The 15,559-nt window shown below is 41.7% G+C and carries 12 protein-coding genes and 1 pseudogene; 6 read left to right on the forward strand and 7 right to left on the reverse strand.

Annotation, left to right across the window (positions count from 1 at the left end; genetic code table 11):
- The 4 genes and pseudogenes from cyoB (at position 1) to cyoE (ending at position 3,869) form a co-directional block, all read left to right on the forward strand.
- A pseudogene (gene cyoB, locus PSM_RS04240) lies at positions 1–1,990 on the forward strand (cytochrome o ubiquinol oxidase subunit I).
- Positions 1,987–2,619, forward strand: a complete 633-nt coding sequence (gene cyoC, locus PSM_RS04245; RefSeq protein ID WP_008111916.1) for a cytochrome o ubiquinol oxidase subunit III — start codon at positions 1,987–1,989, stop codon at positions 2,617–2,619. The pseudogene cyoB and the gene cyoC overlap by 4 nt, the downstream one beginning before the upstream one ends.
- Positions 2,619–2,975, forward strand: coding sequence for a cytochrome o ubiquinol oxidase subunit IV (gene cyoD / locus PSM_RS04250; protein WP_013464355.1), 357 nt, complete (start codon positions 2,619–2,621; stop codon positions 2,973–2,975). Before cyoC ends, cyoD begins: the two co-directional genes overlap by 1 nt.
- A 9-nt stretch (positions 2,976–2,984) precedes the next feature.
- The gene (gene cyoE, locus PSM_RS04255) at positions 2,985–3,869 is read left to right on the forward strand and encodes a heme o synthase (RefSeq protein WP_013464356.1); all 885 of its coding nucleotides are present in this window, start codon (positions 2,985–2,987) and stop codon (positions 3,867–3,869) included.
- Between the two features lie 95 nt (positions 3,870–3,964).
- Here the strand turns inward: cyoE and PSM_RS04260 are convergent, their stop codons facing one another.
- The 4 genes from PSM_RS04260 to PSM_RS04275 all read right to left on the reverse strand — a co-directional run bounded on the left by PSM_RS04260 (position 3,965) and on the right by PSM_RS04275 (position 10,102).
- Positions 3,965–4,642, reverse strand: coding sequence for a hypothetical protein (locus PSM_RS04260; RefSeq protein ID WP_013464357.1), 678 nt, complete (start codon positions 4,640–4,642; stop codon positions 3,965–3,967).
- A gap of 135 nt (positions 4,643–4,777) precedes the next feature.
- Positions 4,778–6,745, reverse strand: a complete 1,968-nt coding sequence (locus PSM_RS04265; protein ID WP_013464358.1) for a phytase — start codon at positions 6,743–6,745, stop codon at positions 4,778–4,780.
- An 11-nt stretch (positions 6,746–6,756) separates the two neighbouring features.
- Positions 6,757–7,731: a metallophosphoesterase gene (locus tag PSM_RS04270; protein WP_013464359.1), complete on the reverse strand. Its 975-nt coding sequence runs from the start codon at positions 7,729–7,731 to the stop codon at positions 6,757–6,759.
- A gap of 64 nt (positions 7,732–7,795) precedes the next feature.
- A complete protein-coding gene (locus PSM_RS04275; RefSeq protein ID WP_013464360.1) occupies positions 7,796–10,102 on the reverse strand; it encodes a TonB-dependent receptor plug domain-containing protein in 2,307 nt (768 codons plus the stop codon).
- A gap of 285 nt (positions 10,103–10,387) precedes the next feature.
- Between PSM_RS04275 and PSM_RS04280 the strand changes: the two genes are divergently transcribed.
- Both PSM_RS04280 and PSM_RS04285 read left to right on the forward strand, forming a co-directional pair.
- A complete protein-coding gene (locus PSM_RS04280) occupies positions 10,388–11,296 on the forward strand; it encodes a GGDEF domain-containing protein (RefSeq protein WP_013464361.1) in 909 nt (302 codons plus the stop codon).
- The gene (locus PSM_RS04285; protein ID WP_013464362.1) at positions 11,280–12,278 is read left to right on the forward strand and encodes a helix-turn-helix domain-containing protein; all 999 of its coding nucleotides are present in this window, start codon (positions 11,280–11,282) and stop codon (positions 12,276–12,278) included. The genes PSM_RS04280 and PSM_RS04285 overlap by 17 nt, the downstream gene beginning before the upstream one ends.
- Here PSM_RS04285 and PSM_RS04290 read toward each other — a convergent pair whose 3' ends face one another.
- From PSM_RS04290 to ettA, 3 genes are all read right to left on the reverse strand, one after another.
- On the reverse strand, positions 12,279–13,187 hold the full coding sequence (locus tag PSM_RS04290; RefSeq protein ID WP_013464363.1) for a histone deacetylase family protein: 909 nt from the start codon (positions 13,185–13,187) through the stop codon (positions 12,279–12,281).
- A 57-nt stretch (positions 13,188–13,244) separates the two neighbouring features.
- Positions 13,245–13,607: a PilZ domain-containing protein gene (locus PSM_RS04295; RefSeq protein ID WP_013464365.1), complete on the reverse strand. Its 363-nt coding sequence runs from the start codon at positions 13,605–13,607 to the stop codon at positions 13,245–13,247.
- Positions 13,608–13,744: 137 nt separating this feature from the next.
- Entirely contained in the window at positions 13,745–15,418 is a 1,674-nt protein-coding gene (gene ettA, locus PSM_RS04300) for an energy-dependent translational throttle protein EttA (RefSeq protein WP_013464366.1), read from the reverse strand.
- Positions 15,419–15,559 lie beyond the last annotated feature (141 nt).

The following is a 15,559-nucleotide window of genomic DNA, read 5'->3' on the forward strand; positions in this document are numbered from 1 at the left end:
ATGTCGTTTTTAGGTAAATTATCTATAGATGCAATTCCGTTTCATGAACCTATTATCATGGTTACCATGGCGGTGATTGCTGTTGTCGGGCTTATTATAGCTGGGCTAATAACAAAATATAAAAAATGGGGTGTGCTTTGGCGTGACTGGATCACCTCGGTTGATCATAAACGCTTAGGCGTTATGTACATTTTATTAGCACTAATCATGCTGTTTCGTGGTTTTTCTGATGCCATTATGATGCGTGCGCAGTTAGCGCTTGCTACCAGTGGCGCGCCAGGCTATCTGCCGCCAGAGCATTACGACCAAATATTCACCGCTCATGGCGTTATTATGATCATCTTTATGGCGATGCCATTTATGATTGGTTTAATGAATATTGTTGTACCACTGCAAATTGGTGCCCGTGATGTGGCTTTTCCATTTTTTAAATAATTTAAGTTTTTGGTTTACTGCCAGTGGCGCCATTTTAATAAATTTATCACTTATATTTGGTGAATTTGCTAAAACAGGCTGGGTTGCTTACCCACCGTTGTCGGAGTTGACCTTTAGCCCTGGGGTGGGGGTCGATTATTATATTTGGGCCTTACAAATATCGGGGCTCGGTACGCTATTAACCGCTGTTAACTTCCTAGTGACAGTATTTAAAATGCGTGCCCCTGGTATGACACTGATGAAAATGCCAATTTTCACATGGGCATGTACGTGGGCAAATATCTTAATTGCGGCATCATTTCCAATTTTAACCGCAGTGCTTGCCATGCTAACGCTAGACCGTTATTTAGATTTCCACTTCTTCACTAATGAAGCCGGCGGAAACGCCATGATGTATATCAACCTGTTTTGGGCATGGGGTCACCCAGAGGTATACATTTTAGTATTACCAGCTTTTGGTATCTTCTCTGAAATAGTGTCGACCTTCACTGGTAAACGTTTATTTGGTTATAAATCGATGGTGTATGCCAGCGGTGCCATTTCTATTCTTGGCTTTATTGTGTGGTTACACCACTTCTTTACTATGGGTTCAAGTGCCAATGTAAATGCCTTCTTTGGGGTAATGACCATGGTCATAGCTGTCCCTACTGGGGTTAAGTTATTTAGTTGGTTGTTTACTATTTACCGTGGTCGCTTGCGCATTACTGTGCCCGTACTGTGGACGCTTGGTTTTATGGTTACCTTCAGTATTGGTGGTATGACGGGGGTATTACTAGCAATCCCTGGTGCCGATTATGTATTGCATAACAGCTTATTTTTAATCGCTCATTTTCATAACACCATTATTGGTGGCGCAGTCTTTGGTTACTTAGCTGGTTTTGTTTTTTGGTTCCCCAAAGCAATGGGCTTTAAGCTTGATGAGCGTTGGGGTAAAGCATCATTTTGGTGTTGGTTAATCGGTTTCTTCGTAGCCTTTATGCCATTGTACGTACTCGGCTTTTTAGGCATGACTCGTCGCTTAAATCACTCTAATAATCCTGATTGGAATATCTGGCTTTATATTGCTGCAGTGGGCGCCGTGATTATTATGTTCGGTATTATTTGCCAAGTTATTCAGCTTTATGTGAGCTTTAAAAACCGCGAAGCGCTTGATGATACCACCGGCGATCCTTGGAACGGTCATACCCTTGAATGGTCAACGTCATCACCACCACAATATTATAACTTTGCTGAAATCCCGCATGTTGATGATATTGATACATGGACTGATATGAAAGAAAAAGGCCTAGCTTATCAAGGTAAATCTAGCTATAGCCCAATTCATATGCCAAAAAATACCGCATCGGGTGTGCTTATTGCTGCGAGTTTAACGGCGTTTTGTTTTGCCATGATCTGGCATATTTGGTGGCTAGCAGGGCTTGGTTTTATTGGCGCGATTGCGCTGTTTATTAACCGTGCTTACACCAGCGATGTAGATTACTACGTGCAAAACGATGAAATATTACAAATAGAAGGCGCGCATATTGCCAGTAATACGAAGGAGGTAAGCGCATGAGTACGTTATCTGCAACTCAAGGCCATGTAAATTTAGAGCCTCATAGCGTAAGTCATACGCATGAGCATCACGATACCTCTGGCGATACAATCTTTGGCTTTTGGCTTTATTTAATGACCGATTGCCTTTTATTTGCCTCATTTTTTGCAACCTACGCAGTGCTTTATATGAACACCGCAGGTGGTGTATCGGGCAAAGATATTTTTGAGCTTGATTTTGTTGCCGTAGAAACTGCGGCGCTACTTATTAGTAGTATCACTTTTGGTTTTGCCATGATTGCCGCTCAAGGGCAAAAAAAGGCGCTGACGCTTGGTTGGCTCGCGGTCACTTTTTGTTTAGGCGCGGTGTTTATTGGCATGGAAATTTATGAGTTCCATCATTTAATTGTTCATGGCAATGGCCCACAGCAAAGTGCTTTTTTAACATCGTTTTTCTCATTAGTGGGTTTGCATGGTTTACATGTAACTGCAGGCCTTATCTGGATGAGCATAATGATGATAGAAGTGATCAAGCGCGGTTTAGGTAAACAAACCGTCACGCGCCTAAGTTGCTTAAGCTTATTTTGGCACTTTTTAGATATTGTGTGGATTTGTGTATTTACTGTTGTTTATTTAATGGGAGCAATGTAATGAGCCATAGCGAAACGCATGCTTTAGCGCAAATGCAAAGCCAACATCATGATCAGTCACACGGCAGTGTAAAAACCTATCTTATTGGTTTTGTCTTGTCAGTGATTTTAACGGCCATTCCATTTTGGATGGTGATGGAGGGCGATTTTTCAAAAGTCACCACGCTTTGGAGTATCGTTACTTTTGCAATCGTGCAAATTTGGGTGCATTTAAAATACTTTTTACACCTTAATTTCACCACCGATGAAGGCAAAGCGAATACCTTTACCTTCTTGTTTAGCGCGTTGATCATCGTCATGGTGGTTGGACTGTCTGTTTGGATCATTTATGAATCAAACGCAATGATGATGTATTAGAGGTTTCAGATGTTTCGTCGTTATTTAGCTGTTACTAAGCCAGGTATTATTATGGGGAATTTGATCAGCGTTGCCGGTGGTTTTTTACTTGCCGCCCGCGGTGATATAGACCCATGGTTAATGTTGGTTACCTTGGTTGGTTTATCGCTTGTTGTTGCATCGGGATGTGCCATAAACAATGTTATTGATAGAGACATTGATGTTGCTATGGCACGTACTCGCTCACGTGTAACTGTAACGGGCGAAATGTCTGCAAAAGCCGCTTTAAGCCATGGCGTGTTATTAGGGCTAATTGGCTTTGGCTTATTAATCGCCTTTACCACGCAAGTGGCGGTATTTTTTGCCGCCTTTGGCTATGTCATTTATGTAGGGGTGTACAGCCTCTACATGAAACGCAACTCTGTTTACGGCACCTTTATAGGTAGTCTGTCGGGCGCAGTTCCACCTGTTGTTGGCTATTGCGCCGTTACGGGTGTGTTCGATATGGGTGCATTAATACTGTTGGTGATGTTTAGTTTGTGGCAAATGCCGCACTCATATGCGATTGCTATTTTTCGCTTTAAGGATTACCAAGCCGCTAATATTCCAGTATTACCCGTGGCGCAAGGTGTTAACAAAGCTAAGCGCCATATTGTGCTTTATATTGCAGTATATGCTTTAGTGGTGATGCTATTGCCAATTAGTGGTTATACCGGTGCTGCCTTTATGGCCGTTGCTTGTATCACTAGTTTTTGGTGGTTACTCATGGCACTTAGAGGGTATCGCTACAACATAGACACCACCCGTTGGGCACGCCAAGTGTTTGCGTTTTCTATTATTAATATTACCGCTTTGAGTATTGCCATGGCTGTAGATTATCAAACAATTGCGCCACAATTAGTTGCGCTAAACTGATCTTAAACGATCAATGAACCGAGTTAATTCCCAAAGTTAACCAAAGGCTCTGAGCATTGCGAGGAGCCTTTTTTCGTCCCTAAAACAAGGCTAAATTATTTACTTAAGCTTTCAGCATCATAAAACATCGGTTTCAATGTGCCACAATTTATAAATTTATAATTGAGCTCACCAGCAGAGGGCACTTCAGTTGAGGTGCGAAACTTTTGTAAACAGGCACCACTTAAATCAACAAACATTATATGATGATAGCTTGGTGGCTGAGTTATTTGGTGAATATAAATACGCTCGTTATTTTTTAGCGTAACCATATCGTACTGTTGCCATTTTGAGGCTGGGCTTAAATCAGTTAGCTCACGAGTAAATAACTGCTCGCTAAGCTCTATTAATTTATCACTGTAAACTAAGCTACCTCCTTGTCTAAAATCTCCAAGATACACATCTGCGGTAATCGCGACTTCTTCGCCTCGCATTAAGCGTTGAATATTAAACGGCTTTGATTTTACGGTAACTAACTCAGCGTCACGTACTAAATCTAAAAATGGAATATCAGATACATCTACCTTGTACATAACATGTACATCATAAGGAAGCTCAAAGCTTGGAATGTTAATCGCGTATACACTTGAACCTTTATTAACCAACACCATGGCATGCTCTGCTTCATATTTGGGGTTTAATGGCGGAAGTTCTGGTGGCTCTTCGGCATTAGCAAGCGAGCTGGTACAAAATATAATGCTGATAAATAAATATACGAAGTAGGGTAGCCGCATAATAACCTCAATTAATTTATAGATATAAAGTGTAGTATACATTTATACATAATTATCTTTAGTTATATTTTAGTAAAGCTTAAACGTGATACACACTAAAGCTTTAGTGTGTATCAGTACATTTAGGGTTAGCTATTATCTAATTGCTTTTTTCACTTCGCGCCAGTCAATAATTTTAAAGTTTTGTGGTTGTAGGGGCATGCGATTGTAGCCATCTTGTACTATAAGCATGCCTTCAGGGTAACCTGGCAAAGCCGTTGCTGTAACGGTTAAACCGTCAGTTTCACCTACGCCATCAATGCCTTTATCTAGGTTTGCAATTACATTAAACTTACCTGCAAAGCTTAGACTAGGCTCTTTGTCATCTGAGATTTTATAAAGCACATAGCTATTATCGCCTTGGCTTGATACTACTAAATAGCGAGCATCATTAGCATGATAAATCTCCATACCTTCAACATCTGCCACCAGTTGCTCATTAACACTTTGTAGCTTTACTGCTTTGTTACCAGCGGTAGGCTCTGCACCGATATACCAAATGCCTGCATCTTCTTCACCTGCAAATAGTTGGCCTAGATTATCATCAGCGCTACAGCCTTCAGGTTGGCTTGGTAGAGTAAACTCTCTAACCAGTTCACCACTTAAATTACTTTGCTCACCGGTGAGTTTATACTGCTGAAATAAACCTGATTTATCATTAACAAACACGTAATGGCCAGACTCAGAGGAATACATACACATACCGTAAATCTCAGGTAGGTTAGTGGCTATTTCTGTCACATGGTTTACTTGGTTATCGCCATCTACAGTAAATACGCTAATGCTATTAAGAGTACGGTTACTGGCAGTGATCCACGTATGGGTCTGGTTGTTTATACCTTGATGTTGGCGCACATCAACATTATTTAAACGCCCAACATTAAGCGATTGTACTTTGCTGCCAGCAAGATCATAAACCATCAAGCCGCGGCGTTTATCTGTGCCTAAAATTAAGCTTTTTTTAGCGTCTTGCTCATTAATCCAAATAGCCGGATCATCTGCTGCATCACCAAACGCAGCAACCGGTGTAGTTTGTGCGCTGGCATGAAGGTGAGTCATCGCGACATTGTTTTGTGAAGTCGCTGTTTGCGCTGTGTAGTCAACGTTTGCTTGAATGTAAGCGCCTGTTTCATCATCAATTAATACCAGCTGGGCTTGACTGTCATTGATAAAGCTCGCTGCAACAGACTCTATTGTGTGCTCACCTGCCAGTGACCATTGGCTTAGCTTATCTGTTTGAGCTTGGTAAGCATAAACCTTATTACCATCAGTGGCACTCAGCCATAATGTACCGTCTTGTGATACCGATAGGGCCCCAATTTCACTGTTTAATTCGCCGTAGGGTTGTACTAAAGCCACAGGCTGCTTATTGGCATCAGATTCTGCATCCGCGTTAATGGCCCACACTCCGAGCTCTGCCTCACCCACATACAGGGTTTTTGTGTCGTCATTTACTGCACAACCTGAAGCCTCTGTGACTGCAGAGAACTCACGTACTGCGATATTTTTAGCTTGGTTAGTGGCTAAATCATAAATAACCGTTTCGCTGATCAAGCCGCGAACATCTGGCACAAATGCTGATACAGTTTTGTTATTGCTGTTTTTAAATAAACATACGGCATCGGGCTGGGCTTGAGGTGGACTAATACGAGTGAGTTCATTTAGCTGCCAAGTTTGGCCATTTTTTATAAGCTTAAAAATAACCACATTATCTTGGTTGTTATCTAGAGTTGCCAATAAAAATTGCTGCGCTGCTATTTTTTTCAGTGAAATTGACTCAAAGTTACCGGCGAGCAGCACACTGTCTTTCTCGTTATCGGCAAGTAATAAGCCTTGGCTTTCGCTCGCTATTAGCCATTGATTATTACCTAGCGATGCAGCTTGTGAGCCTTGCATGTTTTGTTGTGGGCCGAATAATTTGGTTTCAATGTCTGTTTTTTCAATATATGGTTTTGTAACTGCTGCATTATTTTGCGTATCGTTATTACGTGTACAGCCGCTTATAGTAGTCAATAGAAGTGCACTGCCAAGCACAGCTGAAATTGTATTTAGTTTAAAGTTCATTATTTTATCCTTTACTTATCTAGGTGCTTTTCAGTGCTAAAACGTACTTCACCAAGGTGGTTAATCGCGCTCATTGTTAGCGTTTCACCATTGATTGAGATACTTAAAAAACCCGGTGTTGCTTCTGCGTAGCGGGTAAATTCACGTTGTTTTACAAACCGTGCTTCACTGCCACCACCAGAGACAAAGTGAGCCACCTTGCTATTTTTTGGTTGATTGTATTGCAAGTCGTGCTCGTGCCCTGCGATATAAACGTGCACGTTATGGCGTTCTAAAATAGGTTCTAAAATGTCGCGAAGACCTTGGTTGCGACCAAAGCGTTTACCGCTAGAGTAGAGCGGGTGATGGCCAACAACAATTTTCCATTTTGCGTTACTGCCGGCAAGTTGGGTTTCAAGCCATGCCAATTGTGTTTGATAGTTTTGACTTTGGGTTGAGCGGTATTTTTCACGGGTTTTATATTCAGGTTGAATCGGGTTGGTATCTAAAAAAACCATTAACACTTGCTCGTTGTTTTCAAGTGCAAATGTTTTACTGTAGTACCTTGCTGGTAATTGCCAGCGCTGACTTTTTGCTGTGTAGTCAATTTGTGCTTGAGCATTACCAAGGTAATCGTGATTCCCCAAAACAACATACCAATCTTCAAATGTGTGAGGGCCGTGGTATATATTCTCAAAGGCTGATTGCCAAAGAGGATCGTTCACACTTGCCACACCATTTGGGTAAAAGTTGTCGCCGGTCGAGACAACAAAATCGGCATCGGTTTGGTACATGGCGATTTCTAGCTGATGAGCCACCTCTTTTTGATAAAAGTGGCCGTTGTGTCCCCAATCACCAATAACCATAAAGTTAAGGCTATTAGGTAACGTAGTTAACTTGGCTATTTTTTGTTGTTGATATAGCGCATCTTTATAAATAACGGGCTCACCAGCACTAAGCGCTGATGAGCACAGTAGCGCGGCCATTATGAAAGACAATTTAAACATGTTCTATCTCCAAAAAAGCACGCGATGGCTTGCCAATACGTGCTTAAAATGACAGTACGTGTGATTAGAATGCGTAACGTAGCATTACTTGAATCACTGGACCTGCTTCTTCAGACTCAAGCTCGTACTCATCAAAGTTACGATTATTTTGATCATCAAGAGAGTCAAACTTGTTGAAAACTTCATCTTTACTGGCATCAAGTAGGTTTGAACCAACTAGGCGAAGCGTTACATTTTCCCAGCGTTTTTCTACGAATAACTCTAAATCAGCACCATAAGAGGTTGTCACTTCTTCACCCACAAAGCGTCCGTATGCATCACCTTGGTTACGGTACGTTGCACCAAATGATGCGCCAAGTGTTGGTAAATCTTGGATAAAGCCTACGTTATAAACATAATCAGATTGGTCATTAAATTTACGCTTACCAAAGCTGTCTTCAACTTCACTGTCGAGCCAAGAGTAGTTTAAGAAGATACCAGTGTTAGGCATGTTCAAGGCGCTTAGTGGAGTTGATAAATCAAACTCAATACCTTGAACTGTGCCATCACCAGTATTTTGTGGTTGCAGTACAAATGTGCCTTCGCCTTGTGAGCCTTCAACACCGGTACTGGCAATTTCAATAAGGTCGCTAACGTCACGGTAAAATACGTTTACACCAACAACACCACTTTTACCTAAACGGTATTCGTAACCTAAATCGATACCCCAAGACGATTCTGGTTTAAGGCTTGGGTTACCTAAAAAGTCATTATCAGCGAGCTCTTTTTCAAGTAAGGCGGGTGTCATGTAGTCAAAGTCAGGGCGGCGTAAGCTGCGAGCAACAGAGGCGCTGACTCGTCCGTTATCACTGACGCTGTAACGAAAATGAGCCGACGGTAAGAAAAAGTCATAATCATTCTCGGCAGTTACGCCTTCATTGGTATCAGTAATACTTGAATCAGTTGACTCCCAGCGCACCCCCATCTCCCACGAGAACACATCCGCTTCATGCTTGATTAGCGCAAATAAATCAAAACGGTCTTCTTCTAGGGTATTAACGCCACCAGCCACTGGTTCAAAGGCGTTGTCAAAACCGGCAAGAGTCAGTGGATTCTTAGTAAATTGATCCCAATTGGTAAAGTCTTTTTCAAGCTCATCTTCAGCGACAAAAATAGCTGTATCGCGCTCTTTACCTTGTATAAAAGCACCAAATTGAATTTCTTTTGAATCACCTACTAGTAAGCTGTGCTGCCATTGTAATGACCATTCTTTATCATCGATATCAACGGTTTCTTCTGCTTCTTCAAATACCATTGGAAGTTCTGAGGTGTCAAGCTCAACTTCTTGTTCGTAAACAGACTCTTCAAAGCTGGCGTAACCCACTTTAAATTTACTGGTACCGCCGAGCAGAGGTAATTCATAGCCAGAATTAATGTTGTAGTTGGTTTGATTAATAAACGAAACGTTTGCGTTATCTGAGAGTAAATTACCCCCTTCAACAACAGAGCCTGACGTTGCCGTTGGGTTGTCGTATTCAAAAGAGCGTTCGTCTTCAGTACGGTCGGTATCAACCCACATAGCACTAATGTCAAACTTACCGCCATTATCAAATACCTTCTCAAAGCTGGCATTTAAAGAGGTATCATCGCCATCACGGGTATCAGATTGATCTTCACGGTTATCAAAATCGTCCGTTGCGTAATTCGGGTTATTTTCAGGGCTATCGCCATAACGTCTACTTGATTTTTGTTTTGGGTTATAACGACCTTGTAAATTAGCGCCTAACAGTAAACGCCCACCTGCAAACTCAGTGCCGTAAACGCCCGCAAGGCTCTCTTTTATTTCGCCATCATCATAACGTAAGCCACCTGCGCGAATATAACCGCCGTCTAAGCTATAGCCATCGCGTAGTACAATATTAAGCGTACCTGCTATGGCATCGGCAGAGCGGTTGGCACTAGATGAACGAATAATTTCTACACGCTCAATTAATTCTGCAGGAATACGGTCAACAAAGAATGAACGGTCAGCACCTGCGCCCGGAACTTCCTCGCCATTAATAAGTACTTTTGTGTAAGCAGGGCTTAAACCGCGCATACGTGCGCCGTCTGATTCCAGTACATCAGATAAAAAAGTAACACTAGGAACACGCTTTAATGCATCACCTGCGGTGAGTGGTTCAAAGCGCTGAAAGTATTCTTGTGAGTATTCAAGCGTGGGCGCTAGTTCTTGCGAGCGGTTGCGATAACCAATCTCGCCATATACCACAAGTTCTTCAGAAACCTTTACTTCGGGTTCTCTTGGTGATGTTTGTTCTTGTGCATTCACGCTAACACTAAATTGGCTCAGTGCTAACGCCGCCACAACAGCATTTAACTTAAATTGTTTCATTGATTTGCTCCGGTTGTCCTTGGTTTGGTGAGCAAACTAAAAAAAGTTAATGACGCTAATGTGACAGTTTTACCGTTAATTCCTGACAAAACGCCAACTTAGTGCTTTTTAAACAGACATTTGAGCTGTTTAAACACGGCTCCAGCGCACTAAAGATGGTTATTACTAGGTTAAATACCTATAAATTTTAATCTCAATGTCATATCAATGAGCCAATATGACCCTGACGAACACAGCATGACTAAGCTAGCATGCAGACCAACATAGACTAAAGAAGCCACCCTAATGCGATATAACCCATTTACCAACCATGCAAAATTAACCAACACCATCATTTTATTGTTAGTTATGGCTGTAGCAATATGTACTTATTTTGGCGAACTTAAGCAATGGCAAGACATTGCGTGGCTCGATATTGTCGGTGAGGGCGGGATTGTGTTGATGACTCTCAGCTGGATAGTTGCATTACTTATTTCACGTCCGCCAGGCAAAGTAACCACCTTATTGGTGCTAGGTTTGGGTTTGTTTATGTTCTCCGCCACGCTCGATTTACTCGATGAGTGGTTAAAACAACCACCACAATTATGGCTCACTTGGTTTGAATCACTGCCAGCGCCGTTTGGTATGTCGCTTACCAGTGTTGGGCTTTATTATTGGCATCAAGAACAATTTGTTTTAAATCGTCAATTGCGTCGTCGAGAAGCGCATCTGCGAGAGCATGAAAAAGTCTGTCCTGTAACAGGGTTATACCGAGTTAACTACTTACATTCACTGATGCAGCAACGCCAAACAGAGCAGCAATCCGCCACTTTAGGTGTTATTGATATTCGTGATTTTGCAAAGTTTAATGCGCAGTTTGGTTTTAGTGAAGGCGATAGGTTACTACGAGAAATTAGTGATTTATTAGTAATGAATTGCCGATTAAACGATGTGCTATGTCGCTATGCCGGTGATTGCTTTATTGTACTTATGCCGAATACCAGCCAAAGCCAAGCCAAAGAGCTATTAGCGCAAATGAAAGCGGCGCTTAATCACTGTGCGTTTAAAGTCGCAAAAAGCAAAGGTGCACAGTTTCAGCATATTTTAACCGCCACCATGGCAATGGATTTAGAGCAAGATCCAGTGCAGCAAACCAGCCAGCTACATCAACAATTACAACAACAAAAGGCGCTTGTAGGTGCAGCAGTATATTAGCTTAGACGATAAATACCTCAGCGCCGAGGGGATTATCACTGCGCTGGTGGAGCTTGCTCAAGGACGAGGGATCCCGTTGCATAAATTGCTGCGTGGTACGGGTATTTTTGAGCAAGATTTATATGACCTATCACAGCGTTTTAGTTTATCGCAGTTATTGGCTTTAATTAGCCAGTTTAAAACCTTAATGAAGAGTAACGACAGTGGTTTTTTACTGGGTCATCAATTGGTTAATGATGTTAGCCCTGCAGTGCAAAGTGTGCGTTTAAGCCCAAGTTTAGGTATGGCTTTGAAGCAATTACAACAAATTCGCACTGTTATTGCGCCTTTATTTTTTACCCGTAAGCATATATTTCAAGACGATTTTTATCTGTACTTGCAACCGAGTATCGGTATGGACGAGTCATTAAAAAATTATTGTTTTGAAATATATAGTGCCGCGTTAATTAGCTTACTTAAAAAAGTGAGTGATCACTACCCACAGTGTTATTTTGATTTTACCTGTAAGCGCCCGCGGCATATTCAAGAGTATGAGCAGCACATAGGCTTACGGGTTCGGTTTGAACAACCCTACACCCGTTGGCACTTTAATAAACAATTACTTAAGTGCTCAAACCCAGAGTCAAGCCCATTGCGGTGGCAGCAGTGCATAGCGCAAAGTCAATTGCCTAAAAATGTATCTTTGTCTTTTGTTGAGGCAGTTTGCCTATCCATTTACCACAATACAAACAATAATCTCGTTAGTACTGCAGAGCAATTTGCTATGAGCTCGGCGACTTTTAAGCGCAAACTGAAACAGCATGGTTTTAGCTATTCACAATTACAAGATGAACAAAATAAACTTAAAGCACTTTATTTACTGGGGGTGTGTCAGCAAGGCAATGAAGAAGTCGCGATGCGCTTAGCATTTTATGATATTCCTAATTTTCGCCGTGCATTTAAGCGTTGGACAGGTATTACGCCGAGTCAGTTAAAAGTATAATTAAAAACTGGCCGCTTGCTCAATAACAATGCCATGGCGCTTTGCTAGGCGCTGATGATCTCTGTCATAACCTCCGCCAATCACAGTGGCTACAGGGGTGTTATTTGCTAGGCAACGCTTAAGCACTAAGTGGTCGCGCTTTTCTATACCTTGCCAACTAATATCCAGTTTACCTAAGCCATCCTCTTGCCAAATATCAACGCCAGCATCATACAAAACCAGATCTGGGTTAAGCTCGTTTAATAAAAATTGTAGCGTATCGTCAACAATACCTAAGTATTCAGCGTCTTGCATATTATTGGCTAAACCAATATCTAAATCGCTAGGGGACTTTCTAAATGGGAAGTTTTTCTCACAGTGTATTGAACAGGTAAACGCATAAGGTTGATGAGCCAGCATGGCTGCGGTGCCATCACCTTGGTGAACATCTAAATCAAAAATCAGTACGTTGGTGACTTCACGATTTTGAATTAACGTTTGTGCGGTATAAGCTAAATCGTTCACCATGCAAAAACCCGAGCCAAAATCACTGTGGGCATGGTGAGTGCCACCCGCTAAATGGCACGCAAGCCCATTTTTAAGTGCTAAACGCGCAGTTTGCAGTGTCCCTAATGGGGCGGTAAATGTGCGGTTCATTAGTGCTTGTGACCAAGGTAGGCCTATACGGCGCATGGCTTTTTCATCTAGGCGGTTATGCCATAAATCGTGAATGTAGTTTTCACAATGTACTATTTCTAACTCTTCAACACTACCATGTGGTGGCTCTATGATATTGCTGCCAGCAAGCCCAAGGGTTTTAACATGCTGGTGTAGCTGTGCAAATTTACTCATTACAAAGCGGTGTTTGGGATCAAAACTAAACGAGTAATTAGGATGATAAACTAAAGGTAGATTGGGATTTAAACTCATATCTGCGTCGTTTAATTATTTTTGATTATGGTAATCAACTTCACGCAGTGCGTCTATTTATGTTTGGTAAATAAGCGTTTCAAGCTCACGGTGTAATAATGTTTCATCAGCAAGGTTTAGTTCAACCAAGCGCTTTAAATGCGTAATGCTGTCTATATCAATGTTATGACATTTAAGACCAATATGATTTTCTTCGATATGACGAATAACCACCGGCATTTTTATTTCAATATCGCTTTGTGGCAAGGTAAAACGTAATATTGCTTCGTCATTTTTGTTGCCTGTAAAGGCATCGCTTTTAGTGATCAGTGCACCATGTAAAGAAATATCTAATAGGGTACATGCATACTGGGAGCTAGCCGTTTCCAATTGCGCTGCTGTAGAGAACATAATACGAGAAAATTGCCGACGGTTTTGCATAATAATCTTATAAAGTTGTTATTTATAATAAGCATAGCTGGTAATGCTCAACACGCCAATTTGCTCAAAGATAAAAATAGCTCGCATAAAAAAGCCCCGCATAAAATGCAGGGCTTTTAACTTATTCACTGTGGCTGTTAGCCAATTTTTTTGTACTTAATACGCTTAGGCTGTGCAGCTTCTGCGCCAAGGGTCTTTTTAAGCCACTCTTCGTACTCAGTGTAGTTACCATCAAAGAAGTTAATTTGGCCTTCGTCACGGTAATCTAAAATGTGTGTAGCAATACGGTCAAGGAACCAACGGTCATGCGAGATACACATGACACAACCAGGGAATTCTAAAATAGCATTCTCAAGGGCACGTAATGTTTCAACGTCCAAGTCATTGGTTGGCTCATCCAGTAGTACTACGTTGCCGCCTGCTTTTAACAGCTTAGCTAGGTGTAAACGGTTGCGCTCTCCACCTGAAAGGTCTTTAACAAACTTTTGTTGATCGTTACCTTTAAAGTTAAAACGGCTAACATAAGCACGGCTTGGGAACTCAAAGTTACCAATTTTTAGTACATCTTGGCCATCAGAGATTTCTTGGAATACCGTTTTGCTTTCGTCCATGTTGCCACGGAACTGATCAACAGTTGCCAGTTCTACTGTTTCACCAATGCTGATATTACCGCTATCTGGCTGCTCTTCACCGCTTAGCATTTTGAATAGCGTTGATTTACCTGCACCATTGGCACCAATAATACCCACAATAGCGCCTTTAGGCATGGTAAAGCTTAAATCGTCTATTAATACGCGGTCGCCAAAGCTTTTACGTAAGTTGTTTACTTCTAATACTTGGTCACCTAAACGTGGGCCAGGTGGAATAAACAATTCGTTGGTTTCGTTACGTTTTTGGTAATCAGACTGTTGTAGCTCGCTAAACTGTGCCATACGTGCTTTTGACTTAGCTTGACGACCTTTAGGGTTTGAACGCACCCACTCAAGTTCTTGTGCAATTGATTTTTGACGTGCTTTTTCAGATTTTTGCTCTTGTTGTAAGCGGGCATCTTTTTGCTCAAGCCAAGAAGAGTAGTTACCTTCCCACGGAATACCTTCACCACGGTCAAGCTCTAAAATCCAGCCAGCAACATTATCAAGGAAGTAACGGTCATGCGTTACTGCCACAACGGTGCCTTCGTAGTCATGTAAAAAGCGCTCTAACCAGGCAACCGACTCAGCATCTAAGTGGTTAGTTGGCTCATCGAGAATAAGCATATCTGGTTTTTCAAGTAATAAACGACAAATAGCAACACGGCGGCGCTCACCACCCGATAGGTGCTTAATTTTAGCATCCCACTCAGGTAAACGCAGAGCATCGGCAGCACGCTCTAATACGTTATCGATATTATGACCATCATGCGCTTGAATAATCGCTTCTAATTCACCTTGCTCTTTTGCCAGTGCGTCAAAGTCAGCGCCTTCCATTGCGTATTCGTTATACACTTCGTCAAGGCGGTTAAGGGCATGTTTTACTTCACCCACAGCTTCTTCAACAATTTCACGAACTGTTTTGCTTTCGTCCAAAACAGGCTCTTGCGGCAAGTAACCAATTTTAGTGCCTGGTTGAGGGCGAGCTTCACCTTCAAAATCTTCATCAACACCTGCCATAATGCGTAGTAATGATGATTTACCAGAACCATTTAGACCTAGCACACCAATTTTTGCACCAGGGAAAAAATGCAACGAAATATCTTTTAAGATAGTGCGTTTTGGTGGCACAACCTTAGATACTCGACTCATCGAGAATATAAACTTATCAGGTAAAACCATGGAAGAAGCCTTCAATAATAATAAAAATTTCAATGCTGTATTGTAGTGGCTCACAGGTGAAACAGTCAACGAATGGGGCTGTTTTAAAGTACATATTCAATTTGTACAAACCGCGTGAATAAACTTCATTTAGACATCTAT

Origin of the sequence: Pseudoalteromonas sp. SM9913 (assembly GCF_000184065.1) — a bacterium.
Taxonomy (GTDB): Bacteria; Pseudomonadota; Gammaproteobacteria; order Enterobacterales; family Alteromonadaceae; genus Pseudoalteromonas; species Pseudoalteromonas tetraodonis.

Bases quoted from the DNA above. Each gene is read 5' to 3' on its own strand.
- PSM_RS04280 (WP_013464361.1), top strand. From the start codon at position 10,388: ATGCGATATAACCCATTTACCAACCATGCAAAATTAACCAACACCATC.
- PSM_RS04270 (WP_013464359.1), bottom strand. From the start codon at position 7,731: ATGTTTAAATTGTCTTTCATAATGGCCGCGCTACTGTGCTCATCAGCG.
- PSM_RS04265 (WP_013464358.1), bottom strand. From the start codon at position 6,745: ATGAACTTTAAACTAAATACAATTTCAGCTGTGCTTGGCAGTGCACTT.
- PSM_RS04295 (WP_013464365.1), bottom strand. From the start codon at position 13,607: ATGCAAAACCGTCGGCAATTTTCTCGTATTATGTTCTCTACAGCAGCG.
- PSM_RS04260 (WP_013464357.1), bottom strand. From the start codon at position 4,642: ATGCGGCTACCCTACTTCGTATATTTATTTATCAGCATTATATTTTGT.
- PSM_RS04275 (WP_013464360.1), bottom strand. From the start codon at position 10,102: ATGAAACAATTTAAGTTAAATGCTGTTGTGGCGGCGTTAGCACTGAGC.
- cyoE (WP_013464356.1), top strand. From the start codon at position 2,985: ATGTTTCGTCGTTATTTAGCTGTTACTAAGCCAGGTATTATTATGGGG.
- ettA (WP_013464366.1), bottom strand. From the start codon at position 15,418: ATGGTTTTACCTGATAAGTTTATATTCTCGATGAGTCGAGTATCTAAG.
- cyoC (WP_008111916.1), top strand. From the start codon at position 1,987: ATGAGTACGTTATCTGCAACTCAAGGCCATGTAAATTTAGAGCCTCAT.
- PSM_RS04290 (WP_013464363.1), bottom strand. From the start codon at position 13,187: ATGAGTTTAAATCCCAATCTACCTTTAGTTTATCATCCTAATTACTCG.
- cyoD (WP_013464355.1), top strand. From the start codon at position 2,619: ATGAGCCATAGCGAAACGCATGCTTTAGCGCAAATGCAAAGCCAACAT.